The organism is Nitrosomonas sp. Nm33 (assembly GCF_900107265.1).
Classification (GTDB): domain Bacteria; phylum Pseudomonadota; class Gammaproteobacteria; order Burkholderiales; family Nitrosomonadaceae; genus Nitrosomonas.
Window position 1 is genome coordinate 22478 of the sequence record NZ_FNPJ01000004.1, and the last position, 22357, is coordinate 44834.

The 22357-nt window shown below is 46.4% G+C and carries 18 protein-coding genes; 9 read left to right on the forward strand and 9 right to left on the reverse strand.

What is annotated here, in order from left to right:
* Positions 1-111: 111 nt before the first annotated feature.
* The 6 genes from BLV54_RS01475 (at position 112) to BLV54_RS01500 (ending at position 5979) form a co-directional block, all read left to right on the forward strand.
* On the forward strand, positions 112-810 hold the full coding sequence (locus BLV54_RS01475) for a Crp/Fnr family transcriptional regulator (RefSeq protein ID WP_090566723.1): 699 nt from the start codon (positions 112-114) through the stop codon (positions 808-810).
* A gap of 113 nt (positions 811-923) precedes the next feature.
* Positions 924-1301: an SPW repeat domain-containing protein gene (locus BLV54_RS01480; protein WP_090566726.1), complete on the forward strand. Its 378-nt coding sequence runs from the start codon at positions 924-926 to the stop codon at positions 1299-1301.
* A 137-nt stretch (positions 1302-1438) separates the two neighbouring features.
* Positions 1439-1813, forward strand: a complete 375-nt coding sequence (locus BLV54_RS01485; protein WP_090566729.1) for a hypothetical protein — start codon at positions 1439-1441, stop codon at positions 1811-1813.
* 523 nt (positions 1814-2336) lie between these two features.
* Positions 2337-3287: a DmsE family decaheme c-type cytochrome gene (locus BLV54_RS01490; protein ID WP_218132285.1), complete on the forward strand. Its 951-nt coding sequence runs from the start codon at positions 2337-2339 to the stop codon at positions 3285-3287.
* A gap of 19 nt (positions 3288-3306) precedes the next feature.
* Complete coding sequence (locus BLV54_RS01495) at positions 3307-3669, forward strand: MtrB/PioB family outer membrane beta-barrel protein (RefSeq protein WP_090566733.1); 363 nt, start codon at positions 3307-3309, stop codon at positions 3667-3669.
* A 219-nt stretch (positions 3670-3888) separates the two neighbouring features.
* Entirely contained in the window at positions 3889-5979 is a 2091-nt protein-coding gene (locus tag BLV54_RS01500; protein WP_176969637.1) for an MtrB/PioB family decaheme-associated outer membrane protein, read from the forward strand.
* A gap of 155 nt (positions 5980-6134) precedes the next feature.
* On the opposite strand, the gene BLV54_RS01505 is transcribed toward BLV54_RS01500, so the two are convergent.
* Complete coding sequence (locus BLV54_RS01505) at positions 6135-7010, reverse strand: c-type cytochrome (protein WP_090566739.1); 876 nt, start codon at positions 7008-7010, stop codon at positions 6135-6137.
* Positions 7011-7174: 164 nt separating this feature from the next.
* Here BLV54_RS01505 and BLV54_RS01510 point away from each other — a divergent pair, with 164 nt between their 5' ends.
* Complete coding sequence (locus BLV54_RS01510; protein WP_090566742.1) at positions 7175-7666, forward strand: PEP-CTERM sorting domain-containing protein; 492 nt, start codon at positions 7175-7177, stop codon at positions 7664-7666.
* 384 nt (positions 7667-8050) lie between these two features.
* On the opposite strand, the gene BLV54_RS01515 is transcribed toward BLV54_RS01510, so the two are convergent.
* The 8 genes from BLV54_RS01515 to BLV54_RS01550 form a co-directional block, all read right to left on the reverse strand.
* Entirely contained in the window at positions 8051-8269 is a 219-nt protein-coding gene (locus BLV54_RS01515) for a hypothetical protein (protein WP_090566744.1), read from the reverse strand.
* A 382-nt stretch (positions 8270-8651) separates the two neighbouring features.
* Entirely contained in the window at positions 8652-9482 is an 831-nt protein-coding gene (locus BLV54_RS01520; RefSeq protein ID WP_090566746.1) for an ATP F0F1 synthase synthase, read from the reverse strand.
* A gap of 3 nt (positions 9483-9485) precedes the next feature.
* The gene (locus tag BLV54_RS01525) at positions 9486-10031 is read right to left on the reverse strand and encodes a hypothetical protein (protein ID WP_090566749.1); all 546 of its coding nucleotides are present in this window, start codon (positions 10029-10031) and stop codon (positions 9486-9488) included.
* Positions 10028-11293 carry a restriction endonuclease subunit S gene (locus BLV54_RS01530; protein ID WP_090566752.1) on the reverse strand — a complete coding sequence of 422 codons (1266 nt, stop codon included), beginning with the start codon at positions 11291-11293 and terminating at the stop codon, positions 10028-10030. The genes BLV54_RS01525 and BLV54_RS01530 overlap by 4 nt, the downstream gene beginning before the upstream one ends.
* Positions 11283-12920, reverse strand: a complete 1638-nt coding sequence (locus tag BLV54_RS01535) for an HsdM family class I SAM-dependent methyltransferase (RefSeq protein ID WP_090566755.1) — start codon at positions 12918-12920, stop codon at positions 11283-11285. Before BLV54_RS01535 ends, BLV54_RS01530 begins: the two co-directional genes overlap by 11 nt.
* A complete protein-coding gene (locus BLV54_RS01540; RefSeq protein WP_090566758.1) occupies positions 12914-16018 on the reverse strand; it encodes a type I restriction endonuclease subunit R in 3105 nt (1034 codons plus the stop codon). The genes BLV54_RS01535 and BLV54_RS01540 overlap by 7 nt, the downstream gene beginning before the upstream one ends.
* Positions 16019-16204: 186 nt before the next feature.
* Positions 16205-16669: a single-stranded DNA-binding protein gene (gene ssb / locus BLV54_RS01545; protein ID WP_090566761.1), complete on the reverse strand. Its 465-nt coding sequence runs from the start codon at positions 16667-16669 to the stop codon at positions 16205-16207.
* Positions 16670-18028 carry an MFS transporter gene (locus BLV54_RS01550; RefSeq protein WP_090566877.1) on the reverse strand — a complete coding sequence of 453 codons (1359 nt, stop codon included), beginning with the start codon at positions 18026-18028 and terminating at the stop codon, positions 16670-16672.
* Between the two features lie 93 nt (positions 18029-18121).
* On the opposite strand from BLV54_RS01550, the gene uvrA reads away from it, so the two are divergent.
* Together uvrA and BLV54_RS01560 are read left to right on the forward strand one after the other, a co-directional pair.
* Complete coding sequence (gene uvrA, locus BLV54_RS01555) at positions 18122-20974, forward strand: excinuclease ABC subunit UvrA (protein ID WP_090566764.1); 2853 nt, start codon at positions 18122-18124, stop codon at positions 20972-20974.
* Positions 20971-22242 carry a glycerate kinase type-2 family protein gene (locus tag BLV54_RS01560; protein WP_090566767.1) on the forward strand — a complete coding sequence of 424 codons (1272 nt, stop codon included), beginning with the start codon at positions 20971-20973 and terminating at the stop codon, positions 22240-22242. Before uvrA ends, BLV54_RS01560 begins: the two co-directional genes overlap by 4 nt.
* Positions 22243-22357 lie beyond the last annotated feature (115 nt).

Sequence of the window (22357 nt, forward strand, 5' to 3'; positions counted from 1 at the left end):
AACTAGAGAATTCTTGTATAAAACATCACTTCTGGGCGATATATAATTCCTATTTGAATATCTAATGTACCTGATCTCCAGAACTAACCTGTTTATTAAACAGCATTATCCATGTCTTCCTCAAAACACGATCATACAACAGCTGGCTCCCTCAATTCGCTTCTAGAATGGAATCTGGAGCAATGGCAGCAAGCATGTCCTTCCATTCAGGAAATCGAAATTCCTGATAAACATTTCCTCTATCGCCAAGGAGAAAGTTGCGCTGGTTTCTTCTGGATAAAAGCAGGAATCGTTAAGCTTACTTACCTCACGGCCCAGGGCAATGAGCTAACACTTACTTTATTACAGTCAGGGGATGTCATCGGACAACTGCAGCACGGTTGTGCTAATCCAGCCATGGAAGAAAGCGCGCAGGCTCTGGGAAAAGTCTTGTTCTATCGGATCGAATACGAAGATTTCAAAAAATTGATTTATCGCTGGCCTGAGTGGTCATGGTCTGTTTTCAAGGCAATGTCTAACCGTCAGCAACAAATTGAACGAAAACTCCGCACTATTCTTACCCAGCCAGTTGACAAACGTGTTATTGCAACACTCCTGGAACTTGCTCAATTATTTGGAACACGATGTAGCCATGGATATTCACTGGAAATTTTCCTCACTCAGCAGGAGCTGGCAGATTTAGTAGGTGCCAGCCGTTCCGTAGTCAGTACAATCATGAATGAATTCAGAAATCGAGGAATACTGAACTATACCCGCGAACAAATTTGTATTAACGATGCAGCATTGATCAATGCACAATTACTTGATTAAATTCATTTGCTGCGAAACTTACTAAAACGACTGTTATCTAGCTAACAGACATTGACAAGGGCGTTACAGTAAAGTGCTGGCTGTTACCAACCAACAATGAAAGGAACAGCAAAATGAAAATAATTTCACCACGTAACCATGGCTATTTAGATTTCCTGACAGTCGTTATATTTTTACTGGCGCCCACCTTATTAGGTTTAAGCGAAATACCCGCAATGCTTGCATATGGGTTGGCTGCGGTTCATCTTGCTGTTACCTTGGTTTCCGGTTTTCCCTTTAGTGCCATCAAGCTAATTCCCTTTACTCTGCAAGGCTGGATTGAGCGTATAGTCGGACCAGTATTGGTCGCTATTCCCTTCATCCTGGGTTTTTCTGATGAGTCTCTCGCTCGAAATTTTTATATTGCCGTGGGAATTATTATTATTGTGGTAGGATTACTGACAGACTATCGAGGAGAAAATCGCTCATATTTTGCGGGTAAAGAAGAGTAATTTTCTAAAGAAAGCTATTAGCAGGATAAGAAATAAGCATAGGCACCACAGCCAGATAGAAATGCCTACGTAAAACGCAGAGAGCACCAGGATTCAAACCTCGAATGCTTTTTAAGCACATTTCTGGAGAAAGTGTTATGCCTATGCAAGCCGTTACTTTGATACGGTTCTTACTGATTATTTGCGCAATGCTGTTTATTATTCCAATCAAACCAGCTGAAAGCGCCTCGCCATCTCTCTTTTACTCTGTTCTACCCTTGAACCATAGTAAAAAAGACTGCTTGAATCGAGCATACACAGCGGTTGCTGCTGCAGTAACAGGACAAATCCTCGAGCGTGCGGATGATGTTGCGCTTGTTAACAATGACTATAACCTGGTCGTGCATTGCCGGCGAACTGCTGATAAAACGAGTTTTGTTACGATTATTGTTAGCCACCAATCAAGTTTCCAGGAAGCTAAAGAACTGGTCTTGAATATCCAGCATGGAATGGAAACCGGATCAATCAAATGAATCCGCTAACTGGAGAATTCTTACCTAGCAGGCCATAGTGCTACGCCTTGTACAAAATTTACCCTACTATCGCTTTTAGATGAACTATAAAGTCTAAGTGCTTCTTACTCTTTCCAATCCTGTTTCAACTGCCTCTTTGTTATTCCCTAATATCGTCACACGAAAATCAAAAAGACTCATGTGAAATTTGCGGGGAACAATTTTAGTTTTACCTTAACCCTTATCAATTCAAAAAGTTTCCTGCTCTTGTTTTTTTAAGCATTTTCCTGAGATCAAATTAAAGATTTTGCTTATATCAATTTCCTTTAAGGAAAAATAAAGTATGGGCCAGTTAAATGCAGTTTCGCCGGCTCAATAAGTTCAAAAAATACTCTGTTTTTTAACATTCAGATTAATGCTCCGTTAGGTGAGAAACCTCACAGCGATTGATTGCACTTAACACGGAAAATTTTTCCATAGTTGGGGTGCTTTGTGCACACAAAGGGAATATCAATCTTATCTGATTTTAAGAAAGACAGGGATTATGTTAAATAATTTAGAGAAATTAATCTCCATGATGTTGCGGCTGCTGATATTGGTGTTCTTGCTAGGCTTTATGCAAAATGCAATGGCACAAGAAGATGATTCTGATGAAGAATGGCCAGACATCGTTCTCAGAGACGATGGAAAATGCACAAAATGCCATGATGAGAGCAGCGGCAATCCTGTGTTATTTATTGGCAAAACTAAACATGGGACTGTAGCTGATGGTCGTACCCCAACTTGTACTAGTTGTCATGGAGAAAGTGATGAGCATATGGATGGTGATCAAGCAATTCCACCGAAACCATCACGCACCTTCGGGAAGAATCCGAGAACTTCTATTCTGGATAGAAATCAGGTGTGTTTGAACTGCCATCAAGGAGGCAAGCGCATGCATTGGATCGGGAGCGCTCATGCGAATCGGGATACGGTGTGTACTGCTTGTCATGAGATCCATACCGTATTAGATAAAGTCCGCGACAAAAACACTCAATCCAATGTATGTTTTACCTGTCATAAGGAGCAACGGGCCCAGATCAACCGTCCTTCACGCCATCCTATTCGCGAAGGGAAAGTGGTGTGCTCAGATTGTCATAATCCGCACGGCTCAGCTGGTCCAAGCATGACAGTGCGCGACAGTGTCAATGAAACCTGTCTCACCTGCCACATGGAAAAACGCGGGCCATTTATCTATAACCATCCACCCGTCCAGGAAAATTGCGCCATCTGCCATAACCCACACGGCACCACAGCGCCAAACTTGCTCAAAGTGCGTGCTCCTTTCCTTTGCCAGGAATGCCATGAACCCAATGCCCATCAGGGTTCCCTTGGAACTATCACCGGAGCTTACGCTAGAAATACGATAGCGAGAGGTTGCATGAATTGTCATACCAACATTCATGGCAGCAATAACCCAGAGAATGTTCGTAATGACAGACTCTTTCAACGTTAAGCAAACGGAGGGCAAGGCAATGAAAACACACATTTTCTCTCAAGCTAAAATTGGCGCTGTCTTACTGATCATGGCAAACTCAGTTTTGGCAGAGCAAGATCATAGTATCCAACAGTTTACCAAGCCTCAAAGTACGGTTAATTTTGGCGCAGGCTATTTATTCAATGAAAATACCCGCTTTGGTCAATATAGCGGCCTACGTGACCAAGGGGCTTACGGTATTTTCAATGTCGATATATCGAGAAGAAATGACGATACCGGCACCTGGTTTAAGGTAATAGGCCGTAACCTGGACTACCAGAATCGTGATATTCGGCTTGAGCATAGTCGGCAAGGTAATCAGGGTTACTTTTTTGAATTCAACCAGACACCGCAGTATTAAGCCATTCACTGCCATAAGTGCGTTCTCCTTTCCTTTACCAGGAATGCCATGAACCCATGGCCCATCGGGGTTCCCTTGGAACTACCATCGGAGCCTACGCTAGAAATACATTAGCGAGGGGTTGCATGAATTGTCATACCAACATTCATGGCAGCAATAATCCAGAGAATGTTCGTAATGACGGCCTCTTTCAACGTTAATCAAGCGGAGGGCAAGGCAATGAAAACGCATATTCTTTCTCAAGCTAAAATTGGTGCTGTCTTACTGATCATGGCAAACTCAGTTTGGGCAGAGCAAGATTATAGTATCCAGGAGTTAACCAAGCCTCAAAGTACGATTAATTTTGGCGCAGGCTTTTTATTCAATGATAATGCCCGCTTTGGTCAATATAGCGGCCTACGTGACGAAGGTTTTTACGGAATTTTCAATGTCAATGTATTGAGAAGAAATGACGATACCGGCACCTGGCTTAGGATAATGGGCCGTAACCTGGGCTACCAGAATCGTGATATCCGGCTTGAGCATAGTCGGCAAGGTAATTGGGGTTACTTTTTTGAATTCAACCAGACACCGCGATTTGAGCCATTCACTGCCATTACTGCAGTTAAAGGAATCGGTAGTTCTCACCTTCAAGTTCCCACTACTCCTACTACCGGAGACCCCTTGCGGCTCAAAACTGAACGAGAGATTATCAGCTTGGGTGCTCATAAATTTCTTCCGGGTAATTTTGAATTGCAGCTTCATTTCAGGAATGAAGAAAAAGATGGTGCACGCATATTCGGACGGGGCAATCGGCTAGGTCCACCTGGACCTACTGCAGTGGGTGGCTATGAATTCATTCCTGAGCCTATTAATTTCACTACGCGTATATTTGGAGCAACACTCAATTATAACGGTAAAGATCTTCAGCTATCGGGAGGATACTATGGAACACTTTTTGAAAATAAAAACACGGCTTTGACCACTACTGGCGGCAGCAGTGTGGGCGGAATTTTTGCTCCCAGCTTGTTTACTCCTATCGCACTACCACCCGATAATCAAGCACACCAGGCGTTCTTGTCTGGAGGATACAGCTTCAACCCATACACCCGGGGTACATTCAAAGCTGCCTATACTATAGCAAGTCAAACAGATGGTTTCTTTCCGACCCAGCTTACAGCTCCTGGCACTCCCAGTAATCTGCATGGGAAGGTTGACACATCATTAGTGCAAGCAGCCGTCACTTCTCGACCGTTATCCAAGCTTACCTTACTTGCGAATTTCCGCTATGAAGATCGTGATGATAAAACTCCTGTTTTTCTTTACAACCCGAATGCATTTAATGTTGATTTAAATGGAAATCGTTGGAATGGATTTAATACCCCACGTTCTTTCACGACTTTTACCAATAAATTTGAGGCGAGCTACGCATTGCCTATGAATTTGCGCCTGATTGGTGGTATTGATTATGAGCACTGGGATCGGACTGGGACGCCTCAAACAACGAGCCATCGAAATCATACCGACGAATTATCTGGTCGCGTTGAATTGAGACGCTCATTGGCAGAAGCTTTGACAGGAACCATCTCATATATACACAGCGATCGCTCTGGTTCACATTTTTTAACCAATGTCAAAGCAACGGGTGATCCATTCTTTAACCTGATCGCTCCGATTAATCTCGCTGATCGCAATCGGGACAAAGTGCGGTTATTGCTTAATTGGGAACCTCTTGAGCCTCTATCCGTGCAAGTCGCAGTAGACCAGTCATGGGACAACTTTGATGGAGACCGCAACAACTCAGGCTTAGGTATTCATAAAGGTATTGCACGAAACTACTCACTAGATGCTGTTTACACATTTTCTGAAGATTTGCAAGCAAATGCATGGTTCTCAAGAAACGAAACACAAATCGATCAAGCATCCAGAACACCAGAACCGCGCGTGCCCTGGTCTGTTAAGCTGGAAAATTTAGGTACTTCATTTGGCGTTGGAATGAATGGCAGACCTCATGAGAAACTCGAAATAGGCACCAACCTTACTTACTCTGATATTACTGACAAGTTTAAACAATCAATCACTGAGGTTGCTTGCTGCCCTGGTAATACGCCTGTACCCGATATTAATTTCAAACAAGGTAGATGGAATTTATTTGCAAGATATGCATTACAAAAAAATCTTGGCCTTCGTTTGGATTATATTCTTGATTATTTTAAAACCAACGAGTGGACCTGGAACAGATGGACTTATACCGATGGAACACAATTAACACAAGACACAAACCAGTTGGTCAATTTCCTGGGTCTTTCTGCTTATTACAGCTGGCAATAACTGAGTGCAGCAGTGATTTTATTGGAATGGACGCATATGATCTCGAAAGGCATTCAAGTAAAATGCCTTTCCATAATCCCGTATCTTGCTAGCATGCGAAGAAAATCGGTCTAGTTAATGATCTTGCTGATTAAAAAATTCTCAAGATAACGGAGTTAGGGTCCAACACTTTGTTCAGGCTTTACCGTCTTCATCGCTGTTAGATAAGCAATAATTTTTTCTATCACCTTCTCCCGTGCTGGAATCTCAGCTGTCAGCGTCGGCATGGTCGTGTTATAGCGAATACTGGATGGATCATCAATCCAGCGTTTCAGATATTCTGGCTTGATATACTCGGTCACACTAAGCGGATAATTCAATTCTGGCGCCTTGCCGCCACCTTGACCATTAATGGTATGACATGCAATACAGTGCTTGCGAAAATGCAGGAACCCCTGCTGCACTTCCTGAGATGCATTGACCGGTGGAAAAAGAGCCGGGAAACGAGCTGCAAAAGAGGTCAGCTCAATCCCTTTTATCTGGTAAGGCATGTCTGCTGCCCCTTCTTCGAGTAATTCAGATGTATTCAGATTATCCCATACCAGGTAGAGCGGTTCTAATCTGACCATTTCGTTATTCTGCAGGACGTTATTCAACATGAACGGAGTATCGTCTGCACTAGCAAAAGCAAAATAGGCATCGTAAGCAAGGAACTTTGCTACGGGAATGCTTGGCTGGTAACCATCTACGCAGAGAAAAACGATCTCTTCCGCCTCCCTCCAGTTTTTGCCAAAGACCTGATCCAACAGCAATCGTGCAGGGTAAACCTGATAAATGCGCATTTTTTTCTCATGCACCTCAAAAATCTTGAGGAAACTAGCTGATGCAAGCTTATCAAGTTCATGCAGATTCAGCATTCGCACGATCTCGCCCTTGTTTTTAAATTCAATAACCGTATTTACTCCACTGTCTTGAGCAAATACCAGCTTGGTTAAACTGGCAAGCATGCAGAGAGCAGCAATCACGAATCCGCCATACCAAAGATTTTTCATTCTTGTTCAACCCTTATAGCTTCCACTATGCCAATCATCATTTCATTCTTCTTCCAGATGAGACCAAAGTACGGTGTACCTCGGTACGATAGGCATAGAACAAATAATTAGCCACAATGCCTTCCATTGTCATTGTATAACCGCAACAAAGGAGTATTTCACTTATGGCGCCTCTAGAAACCCTGTTTAAATCCTTTCCACTAACCCTGGTTTTAGCATTTGCCAGTGCTAGTACGCAGGCAATTCCGCTCACCCCAAGTGTAACAGTTGGCAACACACTGCAGAGCGATGTCTCTTCAAGAGAAGGTATCGAATTGGATCTTATCACTGGGAATGGTGATATTTTAATCCCAACAGCTAATCCGACTGTATTTGCCAATTTAGAAGCAGGAAATAATAATGATTTGTTTACTTTCCTCAATAATTCCAGCTCGAAGGGATTGAGCGCAATTTATTATCCAAACCTGCCAAGTGCGAATGTTAGCACTTCCTCTCATCACGCCTCCTTTGATGACCACCTCACCCCAAACCCGAGTGACGCAGTAGTCGAGAAGTCGCCCCCAGCAGCGCCTAGTCCTGAGCCTTGCGCGCTCGCTCTTGTTGGTATCGGCTTGCTCGGTTTCCTTGGAATGAGACGACGGCAAGATTATTATTGATCCAGCAAATGAAATCTTTAAGCGCTCAATGCATTGCGAGTCAGTAATTTTTTGTACATGCTCATATGCTCGCCGGCGGTTGCTATTGAAATTATGCTGGCTGAAAAAAACATAAACAATCGCCGCTTTTCCATATTCTCCATGGGATTACAATTTATTTCGACAAACATGTCGAAATAGGTATCTGTAAACGCTTAAAAAAGGTGGTCGGGTGATAAAAACTGCTAGCTGGACAAAATTTGATATAAACCGAACGAGGATGCCGTCGATTGACTTCATTCCAATGAGTCAAGCGCGATGAATGAAAAGGCGCTACCTTCACCTGCTAAAAAGAAAAGCTGTTTCTTCTCTCTTAGCAAATTTTGTTCATCAGCCTACTTAATGCTATAAACTTAAATCAAACTCCTCAATATCCGCTTTTATCTTGCGTGCTAACGCTTCCAGCTGATCAGCCACCTCTTCCCTATCACGCGAAAGCGCATCTTTGATCAGCACGGTAAGTCTGTCGAAATCAGAAGGCGATAAGCTACTCAACGCCTCGGCAGAAAGCCCCTGCTTAAAATGAGCTACCACTTGGTTTGCAGTTCTTTGAATACCATTCATATGCATTCACCTCCAACAAAATATGTATATGTTATGGAGATCTTCCTTTATTCAATTCTACAGCTATCTTACAGAGTGTGAATCGCTACCTGACAATTAACACCAGTGATTTATAAAAACCCTATCCACGCAACAATAACGTTAGTAGCCAGCTGCGGTCGCTTGTTCCATCCAGTCGAATAAGTTACCCAGAGAAATGATCTGGTTATCGGACGCAGGTTCCATAAGCGTTATTTATGCCTATTGTCGTGCCGGACGTGATACTCGCTATCACTTGGTAGTCGCACGGCAAATCTGGTATCTCGATAATCGAAGTCAGCCGATCTAAATGGTCTATGTGATAAAGCCTAGGTTGGGCGATTGCAGGCATATACAGATTTTCCTAATCTAAAGTTTGAACTGAGTTTGCCAAACGTTTTTCTTTTCCAATAGGTGTTGTATAAAAGCGTTGTTCGATACCGTAAAGCAAATACTTCAGTTCTTCGTCAGATGTAATCTCAAATTTTTTATTCTCCGCATCAAACTTCAATTTCTCCTCACAATAGCTGTGGATATAAGACAGCATCTGATCCCGATCTTCAGTTGGCATTGAAGCTAGTGTACTCATGGCTAACGCCACTCGCTTGCGATTCGGCTTGGATACTTTTTCAACACCATAGTCGCCTGATAATTCAATAAATGATTCATCAAGAAACGTCTCCACTTCCTCCTTTGTCGCCTCCTTGTATAGCTCGTCTATTCCTTTAAAAATGCTGGATATGGTCGCCAGATTTCGGAACACTAGCGTATCGGAGTCCTCTTGGTAAATCGCGTCAGGCATTGCATTGACCACTAATCGCCTGCCACTATTTTCCATTTTAGCTACCTCACCAAATACAATCATCTTTCTAGTTACAAACAGCGATGGGGTGATTTTCTGGAAATAGTAGCAATTTCCCTGAATGGCGCACAGATAAGCGATTTGGGAGAATTTATCTTTGGGGAGATCATCATATTCTGAAGATACAAAATCCTTTTTTAGCAGATCCATGCAATATGGCTGCTGGCTGAACTGTTCAATCTTGAACCAGGAATCTTCATCTAGGTTATGGTCTGGATTGTATTCAACAAAATCCAGTCCTTGTAAGGAAACGTCAAAGAGTGTCTGATCTGAGAGTAACTTGAAGAATTTCTTTTTGCCATTTCCTTTAATCTTAGCAAGCACCTGATCCATGCATTAACCTCGTTCGATAAATGTGTAATTGTTGATTCGATACGCTGCCGATATGTCGATATCAGCCGGTGTTTTATAGCATTGGCGACTAATTAAAAAGATTGCAGCGCCGTTCTTAGTGGTGATGTTATAAAACTCAAAGCCGAAAAGCAGAAACAACGGATTGAAATACAGTGCCTGCGATAAGAAAGTAAATACAAAGAGCACACCGTAAACAAAGGCAAGGGTTTCACAGTTACCCACGCTTAACGCTACAAAAAAGTAGCCTAAATAACTGGGTAGGAAACTGTTATTGGCATGTTCAATACTGGCAATCTCGCCCAGTTTAAAGCTATCTCTTCCTAACTTTGAACTCAGCAAAATACTTAAGCCAGTCAGCAAAATAGGTACCAGTAAATAAACGGCGTAAGAAATAACGTTTGGCAGCGCTACTAGATGTTGGCATTCAGGAAAGAATTTCCCCAAAGTCTGCCCCTTTTGAACCAAAAAGATAATGACCAATAACGACGTCGCATTAAAGGTCAGCAGCAGCCGAAACGCGACATTCATTGTTTTACCGTCACTTGGCCATTCATCAACATGGGAAGGAGCCAGTCGCGTAATTTTATGAGTTCATAATTTTGAAAGGCTAAGTTCATTACTTGCTCATAAATGGGGGTTGTAATTTCATAATAGCTTTCAAGAATATCGTCAGGAGGTAGAGCAATAGAACTATCTTCAATTACACCTTTGTTGATATGAGGTTGCTGAGCTCCGGTTCGCAATCCCATAAGCCTTGGAACCTCGCCACAGAAATAGGGATAAATGAATGAACTCTTCAGCCTTGAACATTCTTTGATTCCGACAACAGATTGATTAGTCGCCGCATCAATGCCGAGAATCGAAGAACGAATATAACGAACAATCGAAATTACAACAGTTCCTTTGGGTAAGATGGTTGCCGCAGAATTTTCAATACCTTTTTGAGTTGTTTTTTGTTCTGAAGTTATTACCGGAAAAGAAGCAATTTCCGCTGAGCTTAGCCAAGGAATATCAGCATTTTTCCAGTACTCATCAACGCCTGTATCTGGCGTGCCGCCCAATACGGTCTTAGCAATTTTGCCAATCTTAGTAACCTCCCACCCCTCTGGTATTTTCCGTTTTAGAGCCGGGTTGTAGACCATTTTGCCGCCGGAGGTTTTGTAGGGTTTGCCGTTGGCGTCGGACTTGCCCTGAGCGAAGTCGAAGGGAAAGTCGAATTGCACAAACCAGTAGTCGTACAAGGTCTTCGCCATCGCCTCCAGCTCGGCGTTGATGCGGTTGTTGAGTTCAATTTTGGCGTCTAAAGATTTTAAAACAGACGCAATTTTAGTTTGTTCATCTTTAGTTTTAGGTAAACGTATTGGGTAATTTTTTATGTCATTAGAGTTAAGATTTTTTCTTACTCCTGATGATAAATTACGGAGTTCCTCATATTGAGTTTTAAGGAAATAATAAATATATTCATAGTCAGCCTTATCAGAATCAATTTCCACATTACAGCAGGCTTGGTTCGTAGCCATTGGTTTTTTAATTATGGATAAGTTTCCCCTCGTTTTACCTTCCCCATACATCGCAATTGATAAAGTGTTTCTAGGAAAAACTTTAATACTCGTTTTCTCAACAGCTGCTACAGAAATATATTCGTTTGTATCGTAAATGTATTTCTCACCCAACTGTTCAGTTTTTAACCATGGAATAGTGCCGTTCTTCCAAAATTCAGGATTGCTCCTTAATGGTGTTAACCCACTTGAAATACGAGTTGAAATTTCAGAAAGCCGTTTAGTTGCCATACTTCAACCCCGCCAACTGCTTTTTGATTTCCGCTTCCAACTCGCGCGATTGGCTGAACAAACTTTCCAGATTGTCGCTAAAGCCTTTCATTTTGGCGGCGAATTCCTCGGGCGTGATATTCACGTAGTCGATCTTCACATCGAAATACTGACCTGCGCTGAGCGAATAGTTCTTGGCGGCGATGTCGTCATAGCTGACGGCGACCGAGAAATCCTCTTCTTCCTGCTTGGCGTTGAACACATCGATGATACGTTGCTCTTCTGCCGGCGTCAGCACGGTTTTCTGATTTTTGCCGTCCTTGATTTTTTCGCCCAGATTCGAGGCATCAATCAATACCACGTCGCCTTTGTTGCCAGCGTCGATGAACAGAATCGACACATTGGTGCCAGTGGTCGCGAAGATATTGCTCGGCATAGACACCACGCCGGCCAGCATCTTGTGCTCGACCAGATGCTGGCGAATCGCCTTGTCAATGCCGGCTTGCGCGGTGATGAAACCGGTGGGTACCACCACCGCCGCTTTGCCGCCGGGTTTCAGCGAGGTAATGATGTGCTGCAAGAACAATTGGTAGATTTCCATCTTGTCCGTGGCCTTGGCTTTGACCTTCGGAATGCCGGCAAAGAAGCGCTCCTTGTTGGCTTTGGTGTCCAGCTCGTCGCGATAATCGCTGAAATCCATTTTGAACGGTGGATTCGAGACGATGTAATCGAAACGCTTCAGCTCATTGCCGTCCTTATGGTACGGATGCAGTAGAGTGTTGCCCTGAATGACATTGGGGATGGAATGCACCAGATTATTCAGGATCAGATTCAGGCGCAGCAGGTTGGAGGATTTTTGCGAAATATCCTGGGTGTAAATGCTGCAACGATTTTCGCCTATCGCGTGCGCCACGTTCATCAACAGGGTACCGGAACCGGCGGACGGGTCGTAGCAGCTGACGTTTTTGATTTTGCCTTGCTGCTCCTCGGGCACCAGAATCGCCGCCATGATGCGAGCGACGGCATGGGGCGTGTAGTATTCGGCGTACTTGCCGCCGCTATTGCTGTTGTAGTCCTTGATCAGGTATTCGAAGATGGTGGCGTAGAAATCGAATTTTTGGTTGAAGATGCGCTCGAAGCTGAACTCCACCAGTTTGTTAATGATCGCGCGGCAAAAGTTATCGCGTTTGGATTCGTCGGCAATATAGTTGCTGAGCCGGTCGAACAGCACCACTTTGGCGCCGCCATCCGTTTTGACCGCAAATACGTCGTTATTGCTGATCGCGATGTCCATCAAGGTATCGTCAAACAGCTTGGCGAAATCCGGCGCATTCTGCTGACTGAACAGGTAGTTGATGAAATGGGTGGGGTTCAGACGCGCCGTATCCGCTCCCATTTGCAATTGCAGCATTTCCAGATCGTCTTCGCTCAGCGCTGCCAGGGCTTCTTCCCATTTCTCCGCTTTGGCGATAGATGGGTCGATTTTCTTGGCTTCAAAGGCGAATTTGTCGTTTAAAAACTTGTACAAAAAGGTTTGCGTGATGATTTTGAATTCGTTGCCATCATTGCCCAAGCCATAGTTAGCGCAGATACTTTTCAGGCTGTCGATCAGGATTTTGGTTTTTTGTTGGAACTCCAGTTCTACCACGTACGTGCTCCAGTATTAAATTCTTTCAAATATTCCGCGACGACCAGATGATTGATATAACGCGAGGCGTCGGGATTGAGTTTGATTTGTTGTTGTTTCATAAAGCGGTGGATAACCAGCGGCATCATGACCCGTTCGAAATAACTTTCATTGTCGAGAATCCGGGTGTTTTGCAATACTTGCTCGTCGGCATCCTGCTTGACGCCAATCAGGGCCTCGAAGATTTTACGCTCCGAATCGGAAAGACCGCCGCGCTCGATCAGCCGTTTATGAATGCGGGTGTATTTGGCGTCGCCGTTATATTTCTGGCGCAGCTGGTTGTTCTGGCGATTGAGCTCTTTGATGCGCTCATGGATTTTGTTCAGTGCATCGATGTTGGCATTCATCTCTTCTTGAGTGACTTCGGACAGATTCTTTTTCTTGAACAGCCGTTCCAGTTCTTCCTTCAACGTGACGAACTTGGGATCTTGCTGGTCAAAATTGCTCGCCAGCGCTTCGCGGGTACGGCGCAGGGTATTTTTCAGCTTGTCGGCCAGCACCAGTTCTTCTTCGCCGATTTTGGTGAACTTGAAGATTACCTCTTCCAGCGCCACGTTCAGCAAATTGGCGGTATCGGTGCCTTGCTCAATGGTCTCCTTGAGATTGAGCAAGTCGAGATGGTTGCTGGTTTCCCGATACAGCAGATTGAGTTTTTGGAAGTCCAAATGCTCTAAAAAGGCATATTCGCCCTTCAGGCGGATCAGGTTGTACAGGCTCTTGGCATCGGCCAGCGCCTTTTTCAGCGTCAGTACGGTTTCCCGGTCTTGTATCTCGCTGATCTGCTGAGAAAACACTTCGGCATTTTCGGTATCAAAACGGAACAGCACATCCTTGATGTGCTCAATCTCGGTGGCGATTTCTTCCTGCGATTTGAACAGGTTGGAGTAATGCTCCATCTCATCACCGAGTTCGGCTTGCAGTTCGTCAAAATAAGCCTTGTTGGTCGCATCGAACTCCTGGCGGATGTCGGCAAAATCTACCACATAGCCATAGCGGAAGTCTTTGTAGGTACGGTTTACCCGCGTCAAGGCTTGCAGTAGATTGTGTTTGCGGATCACACGGCCCAGGTAAAGCTTTTTCAAGCGCTTGGCATCAAAGCCGGTAAGCAGCATGTTGTAAACAAACAGGAAGTCGATTTTGCCGGCTTTGAACTCTTCCACCCAGTCTTTGCGCGCCTCCTTGGTGCCGACATCGTGCAAAATCAAAGCGGCGGATGTCACTCGATTGCTCTGTTTGCGCTGGAATCGATAGGTGCCTGGTGTCTCGGCGACCTTCAAATAGGGGAAGTCATCTTCATTAACCTGTTCTACTGCCGGGATGTGGCCTTTTGCATACTTCGCGTTAAATATCTCAAGCATCTGTTTGGCTTGTTCCGAGCTGTCACAGATTACCATGCCGCCGATGCTGGTATCATTGAGCGCGCCGCGGCTTTTTTCAAAATCGGTGACGATGTAATCGAGCATCGGTTTGACAAAGGTGGGATGAGCATAGACCAGCTTTTTGTCGATGTCGCCTTGCTGTACTTCCACTTCTGCCAGTGCCTGCTGCAGAGCAATTTTGTAATTAGTGGCGATTTCTTCCCGGATCAGCCGCAAGGTGTAACCGTCAGCAATAGACGCATTGTAGTAGTACTTGTGGATATAGTCACCGAATAGAATGCGTGAGTTGTAATCATCACCCAAGAGCGGCGTTCCGGTCAGGCCGATTTTGATCGCGTTGCGATCCGACTGATCCAGATTGGCCAAGAAGCTGCCTTTGGGATTGTAGCTACGGTGCACTTCATCCAGAAAATAAACGCGCTGAATAGCAACGTTGTAATCTTTAGTGGATACGACATCCGGGTCGTCTTCGAATTTTTGGATGTTGACAACTGTGATCTCGGGCTTGCCGGAGTGGTTGTGGATGACTTGCGTGGCTTTGATGTCTCGGCTGAATGCCTCGCGCGAGTCAATCATGTGCACGGTCAAGCCGCGGCTGGTGAATTCTCGGTGCGTCTGAATCAGCAAGTCGAGCCGGTCGACGATGAAATAGAATTTGGGGATGATTTGTCGTCGTTGGAAGTAATCGGTTAAAAAGCGCACGTTATAGTAGGCAAGCGCGGTTTTGCCGCTGCCCTGTGTGTGCCAAATGATGCCTTTTCTACCTCCGTCGTTTAGCTTGCGTTCAATGGCTTTGGTGGCGAATAACTGCGGGTAACGCATGACGTGCTTTTGCAAGCCGTCGGTTTCGAACACGTAGGCCAAGGCGTAACGCAAAACGAAAGCAAGCCGCTCGCGATTCAGCAATGAGGTACAAATACGATTGGTCGGACGGTTAGGGTCTTTGTTGGTAATGAACTCGGGATTACTGCGGATGACTTCCAAATTGTTGTCTTTTAGTACCTTGAGTTCTGTCTCATCAGACAACGGCTTGAGCAAAGCCGTCAGATTCAAAACCTCTTCTTCGCGGAAATAGTTGAATACGGGTTGGTGGTAAGAAGGGCTGGCATAAAACGCCCCCTGAATGGGCTGAACTTCACCATCATCGTACTCCATGTTGTTGGAGAAGATCATGAATTGGGTGATATTTACAAAACGCTTGAATTTGGCATTCTGAAAACGTTTATTGATCCGGTCGCGCTCCGCCAGTATACCCTCGCGGTTATTGGGCTTTTTAACCTCGATAAACACCAGCGGCATACCGTTGATGAGCAGAATGATGTCGGGTCTGAACTCTTCATCGCCGTTTTGGTAGGTGAGCTCGGTGACCACATGAAAGCTGTTATTGTCGAAGTTCTCAAAGTCAATCAGCTTGGTACCCGAGCGGCCGGTAAGTTTCTCATGGAAAGCCTTGCCTAGATCCTCGTTATCTAACGTCAGTTTCACATCTTCCAACAGGCGACCGATATCATTCTCTTCTAGGCCAGGGTTGATCTTGCCAATCGCTTTGTGGAATAACTCCGGAAATATATTGGTTTCCAAGTCCCAATGCTGGTCTTTAAGTGAAAGATATTGGTAACCCAGACGAACTAAATGCAAGATGGCAGGTATCTTGACTCGCGTATCTTCTGTGAATTTCATGAAATCCTTTAAAAGAAATTAAATCACCATCAATTTCATTATTTGCCTTATCTGTTATCTCCCGAATTATTAAGCATTAGGCTTAGGGTGGTAATTACTTATATCTATAAAATGTAAACAATAAAAAAACCCAGATAAGGAAACGCTCTCTGGGTTTTTTGGTTACTAAAATAGTTTTAGTATATTCTAAAACGGAATATCGTCTTCCAGATCGTCAAATCCGCTATTGGTTTTGTTATGGTTGGCAGGCTTGTCAGCATAGCTCGCACTGTTGTTGTATTCACCCTCTCTGCCTGAGGATTCGAAGTTAGCTCCAGCCGCGCGACTACCCAACATTTGCATGCGATCGGCGATGATTTCGGTGGTATAGCGCTCAATGTTAGATTTATCCATCCATTTACGCGTCTGTAAACGACCTTCGATATAAACCTGCGAACCCTTTTTGAGGTATTCACCCGCAATCTCAGCCTGCTTGCCAAACATCACCACACGATGCCATTCGGTTCGCTCCTGTTTCTCACCGCCTTTATCTTTCCAGGTATCAGTTGTAGCAATATTCAAATTAGCCATGGCGTCACCGCTTGGCATATAACGTACTTCCGGATCCCGTCCCAGGTTTCCAATCAGGATAACTTTATTAACTGATGCCATTTATGCGTCCCCCCTTAATAATCGGACAACTTTTTCCTCATCAAACCCTTTGAGGTCGACTTTTAGATAAGCCACCTGCTCATTGGCCAATACCAGCGCTTCATAAACGCCGGGCAATGCTGCCAGTTCACGCGACAGTCCACTGGCTTGAGTCGCATCCATCTCTTCAACATGATACATTTTGGAGCGCACTGCTGCAGGTGCTTTCATGGTCGCTGCCAGATACAACCAAATAATCAGCAACAGCGCGCAGAAGGCAGCAATCGCGTACACCCCGTAATGCTGATAAAAATAACCGCCTGCACTTGCGCCAACAAATGCACCCAGAAACTGGGTGCTGCTGTAGACTCCAATGGCAGTCCCTTTGGCGCCAACCGGTGCGATCTTGGAAATGAGCGAAGGCAGACTGGCTTCCAGCAGGTTGAAGGCAGTAAAAAATACCAGTAGCGCCGCCGCGGTTCCCCATAAAGATTGATGCATGAGCGCCAGCAAAATCTGCCCCGCCAATAGCAGGACGACTGCGGCAACGAAGACGGGTTTGAGTTTGGCTTTCTTTTCTCCATAGATGATGGCAGGCACCATCAGCACAACCGATAAAACCAGCACTGGCAGATATATCTGCCAGTGCTGCTCTGCCGCCAGCCCCGCATTACGCAGCGACAGTGGCACGACCAGCCAGAGCGCCATCAACACTGCATGCAACGCGAAAATACCGTAGTTCAGGCGCAGTAATTGCGGATCACTCAGGACGCTGGCAAAGCGTCCGGTGGATACTTCCGTATCGGAATGAAAGCGGCTGATGGCGGGCTCTGGAATCACTTTGTTAACCACAACAATCGCCGCTATCGCCAAGATACCTGTCATGATGAAAATACCCGGTACGCCGATCCATTGGTTCAGTAAAGGCGCAAGCATCAGTGAAATTGCAAAGGTAGCACCGATGGTCATCCCGATCATGGCCATGGCTTTAGTGCGATGCTCTTCGCGAGTCAGATCAGCGGCAAGCGCCATGACTGCCGCGGAAATCGCACCTGCACCCTGAACGATGCGACCGGCGATCACCCAATAAATATCAATGGCAGTAGCTGCCATAAAACTGCCGATGGCAAATAGTACTAACCCCATATAAATGACAGGTTTACGTCCGATGCGATCAGACATCCAGCCAAACGGGATTTGCAGAATCGCCTGAGTCAGTCCGTAAGCACCCAGTGCGATCCCCACCAGCGTGTAATTATCACCACCGGGAAGATGTTCTGCAAATAGAGCAAAAACGGGCAAAATAATGAATAATCCAAACATGCGCAATCCATAAACGCCAGCCAGGCCGATGGAGGAGCGCATTTCTACGGGAGACATTTTTTCGGAAGTTGATAATGCAGACATGAATCAGATTGTGAGAAAACTGGAAAGTTAGGTATATTAGCAGGTTGACCCATACTTAGGTAGCTGATGGAACTGATTAAAATTCGCGGGGCACGCACCCATAATCTCAAAAATATCAACCTCGATATTCCACGCAACAAGTTGGTGGTGATTACCGGCTTATCCGGTTCAGGTAAGTCTTCGCTCGCATTTGACACGCTGTATGCAGAAGGACAGCGCCGCTATGTCGAGTCGCTGTCTGCTTATGCCCGGCAGTTTCTGCAATTGATGGAAAAACCCGATGTCGACCTGATCGAGGGGCTTTCGCCTGCCATCGCCATCGAACAGAAAGCCACTTCGCATAATCCACGCTCAACGGTTGGAACCGTCACCGAGATCCATGATTACTTGCGTTTGCTGTTTGCCCGCGTGGGCGAGCCGCAGTGCCCGGAGCACGGCATTATCCTGTCCGCCCAGAGTGTCTCGCAAATGGTGGACCAGGTACTGCAATTGCCGGAAGACACCAAGCTCATGATACTGGCACCGAGTGTGGTTGGACGCAAAGGTGAGCAACTCGATCTGTTCGACGAGCTGCGTGCACAAGGCTTTGTACGCGTACGGCTCGACGGAGAAACGTATGAAATCGACAATCTGCCAAAACTGGAGAAAAACAAGAAGCATACCATCGAAGTAGTCATCGATCGGCTGAAAATCTCGCCTGACGCCAAGCAACGATTGGCCGAATCGTTTGAAACTGCCTTGTGCCATGCTGATGGCCGCGCCCTGGCGGTAGAAATGGAGAGTGGCAAGGAACATCTGTTTTCTGCCAAATTCAGTTGCCCGGTGTGCAGTTATGCCTTATCGGAGCTGGAACCTCGCTTGTTCTCCTTCAATAACCCGGTCGGTGCCTGCCCCAAATGCGATGGGCTGGGACAGATTACCTTCTTTGATCCTGAGCGGATCGTTGCCTTTCCACATTTATCGCTTGCTTCCGGTGCGATCAAACATTGGGACCGGCGTAATCAGTTTTACTTTCAGATGCTGATGGCTCTGGCCAGACATTATGATTTTGATCTGGAAACTCCCTTCCAGCAATTGGATGAGAAAATCCAGCACATCATTCTGCACGGTTCTGGCAAGGAAAAAATCAAGTTCTCCTACCTGAATGAAAGTGGCCGATCCTCCCAGCAAACGCATGCTTTTGAGGGTGTCATTCCCAATCTGACGCGCCGCTATCATGAAACCGACTCACAAACCGTGCGCGAGGAATTGGCGAAATTCATCAACTCGTGCACGTGCCCCGACTGTGAAGGTACGCGCTTGTGCCGTGAAGCACGACATGTGCACGTCAATGGAAAAGCTATCTATGAAATCAGCGCATGGCCACTCAAGCAGGCCAGGCTGTTTTTCGATCAACTAACACTGGCAGGACACAAACAAGCAATTGCGGAACGAATCATCCGGGAAATCGCCTCCCGTCTGCAATTTCTCAACAATGTTGGACTTGATTATTTGTCGCTCGATCGCTCTGCCGATACCTTATCGGGCGGAGAATCCCAGCGCATCCGCCTGGCAAGCCAAATTGGCTCTGGCCTAACGGGTGTCATGTATGTGCTCGATGAACCTTCGATCGGCTTGCATCAGCGCGACAATAGCCGCTTGCTGGAAACGCTGCAGCACCTTCGCAATCTCGGCAATAGCGTGATCGTGGTGGAACATGATCAGGATGCCATTCAGCTGGCCGATCATGTGGTCGATATGGGACCTGGCGCTGGGGAACATGGTGGCTTCGTCATTGCTGAGGGTACCCCGGCAGACATTCAGCAGAACGCATCCTCGCTGACCGGTCGCTATCTTTCTGGCCAATTAACCATCGAGGTACCGCCAACCCGCACTCTCCCCAATCCTGAACGCATGCTGAAAATTACCGGTGCATCTGGCAACAATCTAAAGAATGCCGATCTCAATCTGCCTGTTGGTTTGCTGGTCTGTATCACCGGGGTGTCGGGTTCAGGCAAATCCACGCTGATCAACGACACGCTGTATTGTGCTGTGGCACGTCATCTCTACGGCAGCAGCACGGAACCCGCACCGTATCAAGAGCTTGATGGCATGGCTTTTTTCGATAAGGTGATCAATATGGATCAAACACCGATCGGCCGCACACCGCGCTCCAATCCAGCCACCTACACTGGCCTGTTTACCCCGATCCGTGAACTGTTTGCTGGTGTTCCGCAAGCGCGGGAGCGTGGCTATAATCCCGGGCGTTTTTCGTTCAACGTCAAAGGCGGACGTTGCGAGGCCTGCCAGGGAGATGGCGTCATCAAGGTAGAAATGCATTTCTTGCCGGATATCTATGTCGCCTGCGATGTGTGCCATGGCAAGCGTTATAACCGTGAAACGCTGGAGATTCAGTACAAAGGCAAAAACATCAACGAGATCCTGAAAATGACTGTGGAAAACGCCTTTGCATTCTTTGATTCTGTGCCGGTGGTCGCGCGCAAACTGCGAACCTTACTCGATGTGGGATTGGGCTATATCACCTTGGGGCAATCGGCTACTACGCTCTCAGGGGGGGAAGCGCAGCGTGTGAAGCTGTCACTGGAGTTGTCCAAGCGTGATACCGGCCGCACGCTTTATATCCTCGATGAGCCCACCACCGGCCTTCATTTCCAGGATATTGATCTCTTGCTAAAGGTGCTGCACCGACTGCGTGACCATGGCAATACCGTTGTCGTTATTGAGCATAACCTCGATGTGATTAAGACAGCCGATTGGATCATCGATCTTGGGCCAGAAGGTGGCGATGGCGGCGGCCAGATCATTGCCGAAGGCACGCCGGAAAGCATCGCGCAAAACCCGATGAGCGTCACCGGTGAATATCTGAAACCCATGCTTGCTGCAGCGAGTAAAAAGGAAAGCACTGAGGTCAGCGCTTGAACCCGCGCGAACTGTTGCTCAACAGTTTCCAGGTGGCGCTAGACGCAGCCGACCCGCTAAAAATCGTCCCAGCTCATTTACCGAGTCCGCCAAAAGGAAAAACCTTGGTGGTGGGCGCAGGCAAGGCTGCCGCAGCCATGGCGCAGGCGGTAGAGGCGCATTGGCCAGCAGAGGCCAATCTGGAGGGCATCGTCATCACGCGTTATGGCCACGGCCTGCCCACCCGAAAAATTGAAGTCATCGAAGCTGGTCATCCGTTACCCGATCAGCACGGCGAACTCGCCACACGAGCGATTCTGGCAAGAGTGCAAGCACTCACCGCCAATGATCTGCTGCTGGGTTTGTTCAGTGGTGGTGGATCGAGCTTGCTGTCGCTGCCGATTGCGGGTATCTCGATGGAGGAACTCAAGGATATCACCCAGCAACTGCTGCTTTGTGGTGCTTCTATTCAGGAAATCAATATGGTGCGCAAGCATCTATCCGCCGTGCTCGGTGGCAGACTGGCGGCCGCCTGCCGCGCGCCGATCCATTGCCTGATCATTTCCGATGTCACCGGAGATGACCCGACCCATATTGCCTCAGGCCCTTGCGCGCCTGATCCGACCACTTATGCCGACGCGCTTGCCGTGATCAAGCAATATGCGATCAATGTTCCCCCCCATGTCATGAATATTCTGCAGGAAAGAAGTCAGCATGCCGGAGATGAAACACCCAAGCTGGGTGATCCCATTTTCAGAAATGTGCAAAATCGCGTCATTGCTACCGCTCACCAATCGCTCAAGGCTGCTGAGCATTTTTTTCGAGCGCATAACATCTCTCCGCTGATACTGGGCGATACCGTCACCGGGGAAGCACAGGAAGTAGCCAAAGTGTATGCGGCCCTGGTAAGAGAAATTCGCCATTACGGCAATCCGTTTAAACCACCTGTGGCGCTGATTTCTGGTGGAGAAACCACCGTGACGGTAAAAGGCCGTGGCCGAGGGGGACGCAATGCCGAATTTTTACTTTCGCTTGCCGTTGTACTGGATGGACAGGAACAAGTCTACGCACTCGCCTGTGATACCGATGGTATCGACGGCACAGAAAATAACGCAGGTGCTATCCTCACCCCCGACTCACTTAGCCGCGCCCGTCAGCTTGGCCTCGATCTTGTCGCTCTGCTGAATGACAATGATGCCTATACTTTCTTTGAACAACTCGATGACCTGATCATCACCGGCCCCACCCGCACTAATGTAAACGATTATCGGGTAATTCTGGTTTTATAGGGATTTTTATATGTTTTGTGCTGTAATTTTTTTAATTCAGTTAAATGAAGCGCTAACTCTGTCCAGATTAATTCTATCGAAAATTTCACACTTCGATAAACGAACTTAAATCCGT

Coding starts and splice junctions, on each gene's coding strand:
- BLV54_RS01485 (WP_090566729.1), top strand. CDS start 1,439: ATGCCTATGCAAGCCGTTACTTTGATACGGTTCTTACTGATTATTTGC.
- BLV54_RS01505 (WP_090566739.1), bottom strand. CDS start 7,010: ATGAAAAATCTTTGGTATGGCGGATTCGTGATTGCTGCTCTCTGCATG.
- BLV54_RS01500 (WP_176969637.1), top strand. CDS start 3,889: ATGAAAACGCATATTCTTTCTCAAGCTAAAATTGGTGCTGTCTTACTG.
- uvrA (WP_090566764.1), top strand. CDS start 18,122: ATGGAACTGATTAAAATTCGCGGGGCACGCACCCATAATCTCAAAAAT.
- BLV54_RS01515 (WP_090566744.1), bottom strand. CDS start 8,269: ATGAATGGTATTCAAAGAACTGCAAACCAAGTGGTAGCTCATTTTAAG.
- BLV54_RS01550 (WP_090566877.1), bottom strand. CDS start 18,028: ATGTCTCCCGTAGAAATGCGCTCCTCCATCGGCCTGGCTGGCGTTTAT.
- ssb (WP_090566761.1), bottom strand. CDS start 16,669: ATGGCATCAGTTAATAAAGTTATCCTGATTGGAAACCTGGGACGGGAT.
- BLV54_RS01530 (WP_090566752.1), bottom strand. CDS start 11,293: ATGGCAACTAAACGGCTTTCTGAAATTTCAACTCGTATTTCAAGTGGG.
- BLV54_RS01525 (WP_090566749.1), bottom strand. CDS start 10,031: ATGAATGTCGCGTTTCGGCTGCTGCTGACCTTTAATGCGACGTCGTTA.
- BLV54_RS01475 (WP_090566723.1), top strand. CDS start 112: ATGTCTTCCTCAAAACACGATCATACAACAGCTGGCTCCCTCAATTCG.
- BLV54_RS01540 (WP_090566758.1), bottom strand. CDS start 16,018: ATGAAATTCACAGAAGATACGCGAGTCAAGATACCTGCCATCTTGCAT.
- BLV54_RS01520 (WP_090566746.1), bottom strand. CDS start 9,482: ATGGATCAGGTGCTTGCTAAGATTAAAGGAAATGGCAAAAAGAAATTC.
- BLV54_RS01495 (WP_090566733.1), top strand. CDS start 3,307: ATGAAAACACACATTTTCTCTCAAGCTAAAATTGGCGCTGTCTTACTG.
- BLV54_RS01510 (WP_090566742.1), top strand. CDS start 7,175: ATGGCGCCTCTAGAAACCCTGTTTAAATCCTTTCCACTAACCCTGGTT.
- BLV54_RS01490 (WP_218132285.1), top strand. CDS start 2,337: ATGTTAAATAATTTAGAGAAATTAATCTCCATGATGTTGCGGCTGCTG.
- BLV54_RS01480 (WP_090566726.1), top strand. CDS start 924: ATGAAAATAATTTCACCACGTAACCATGGCTATTTAGATTTCCTGACA.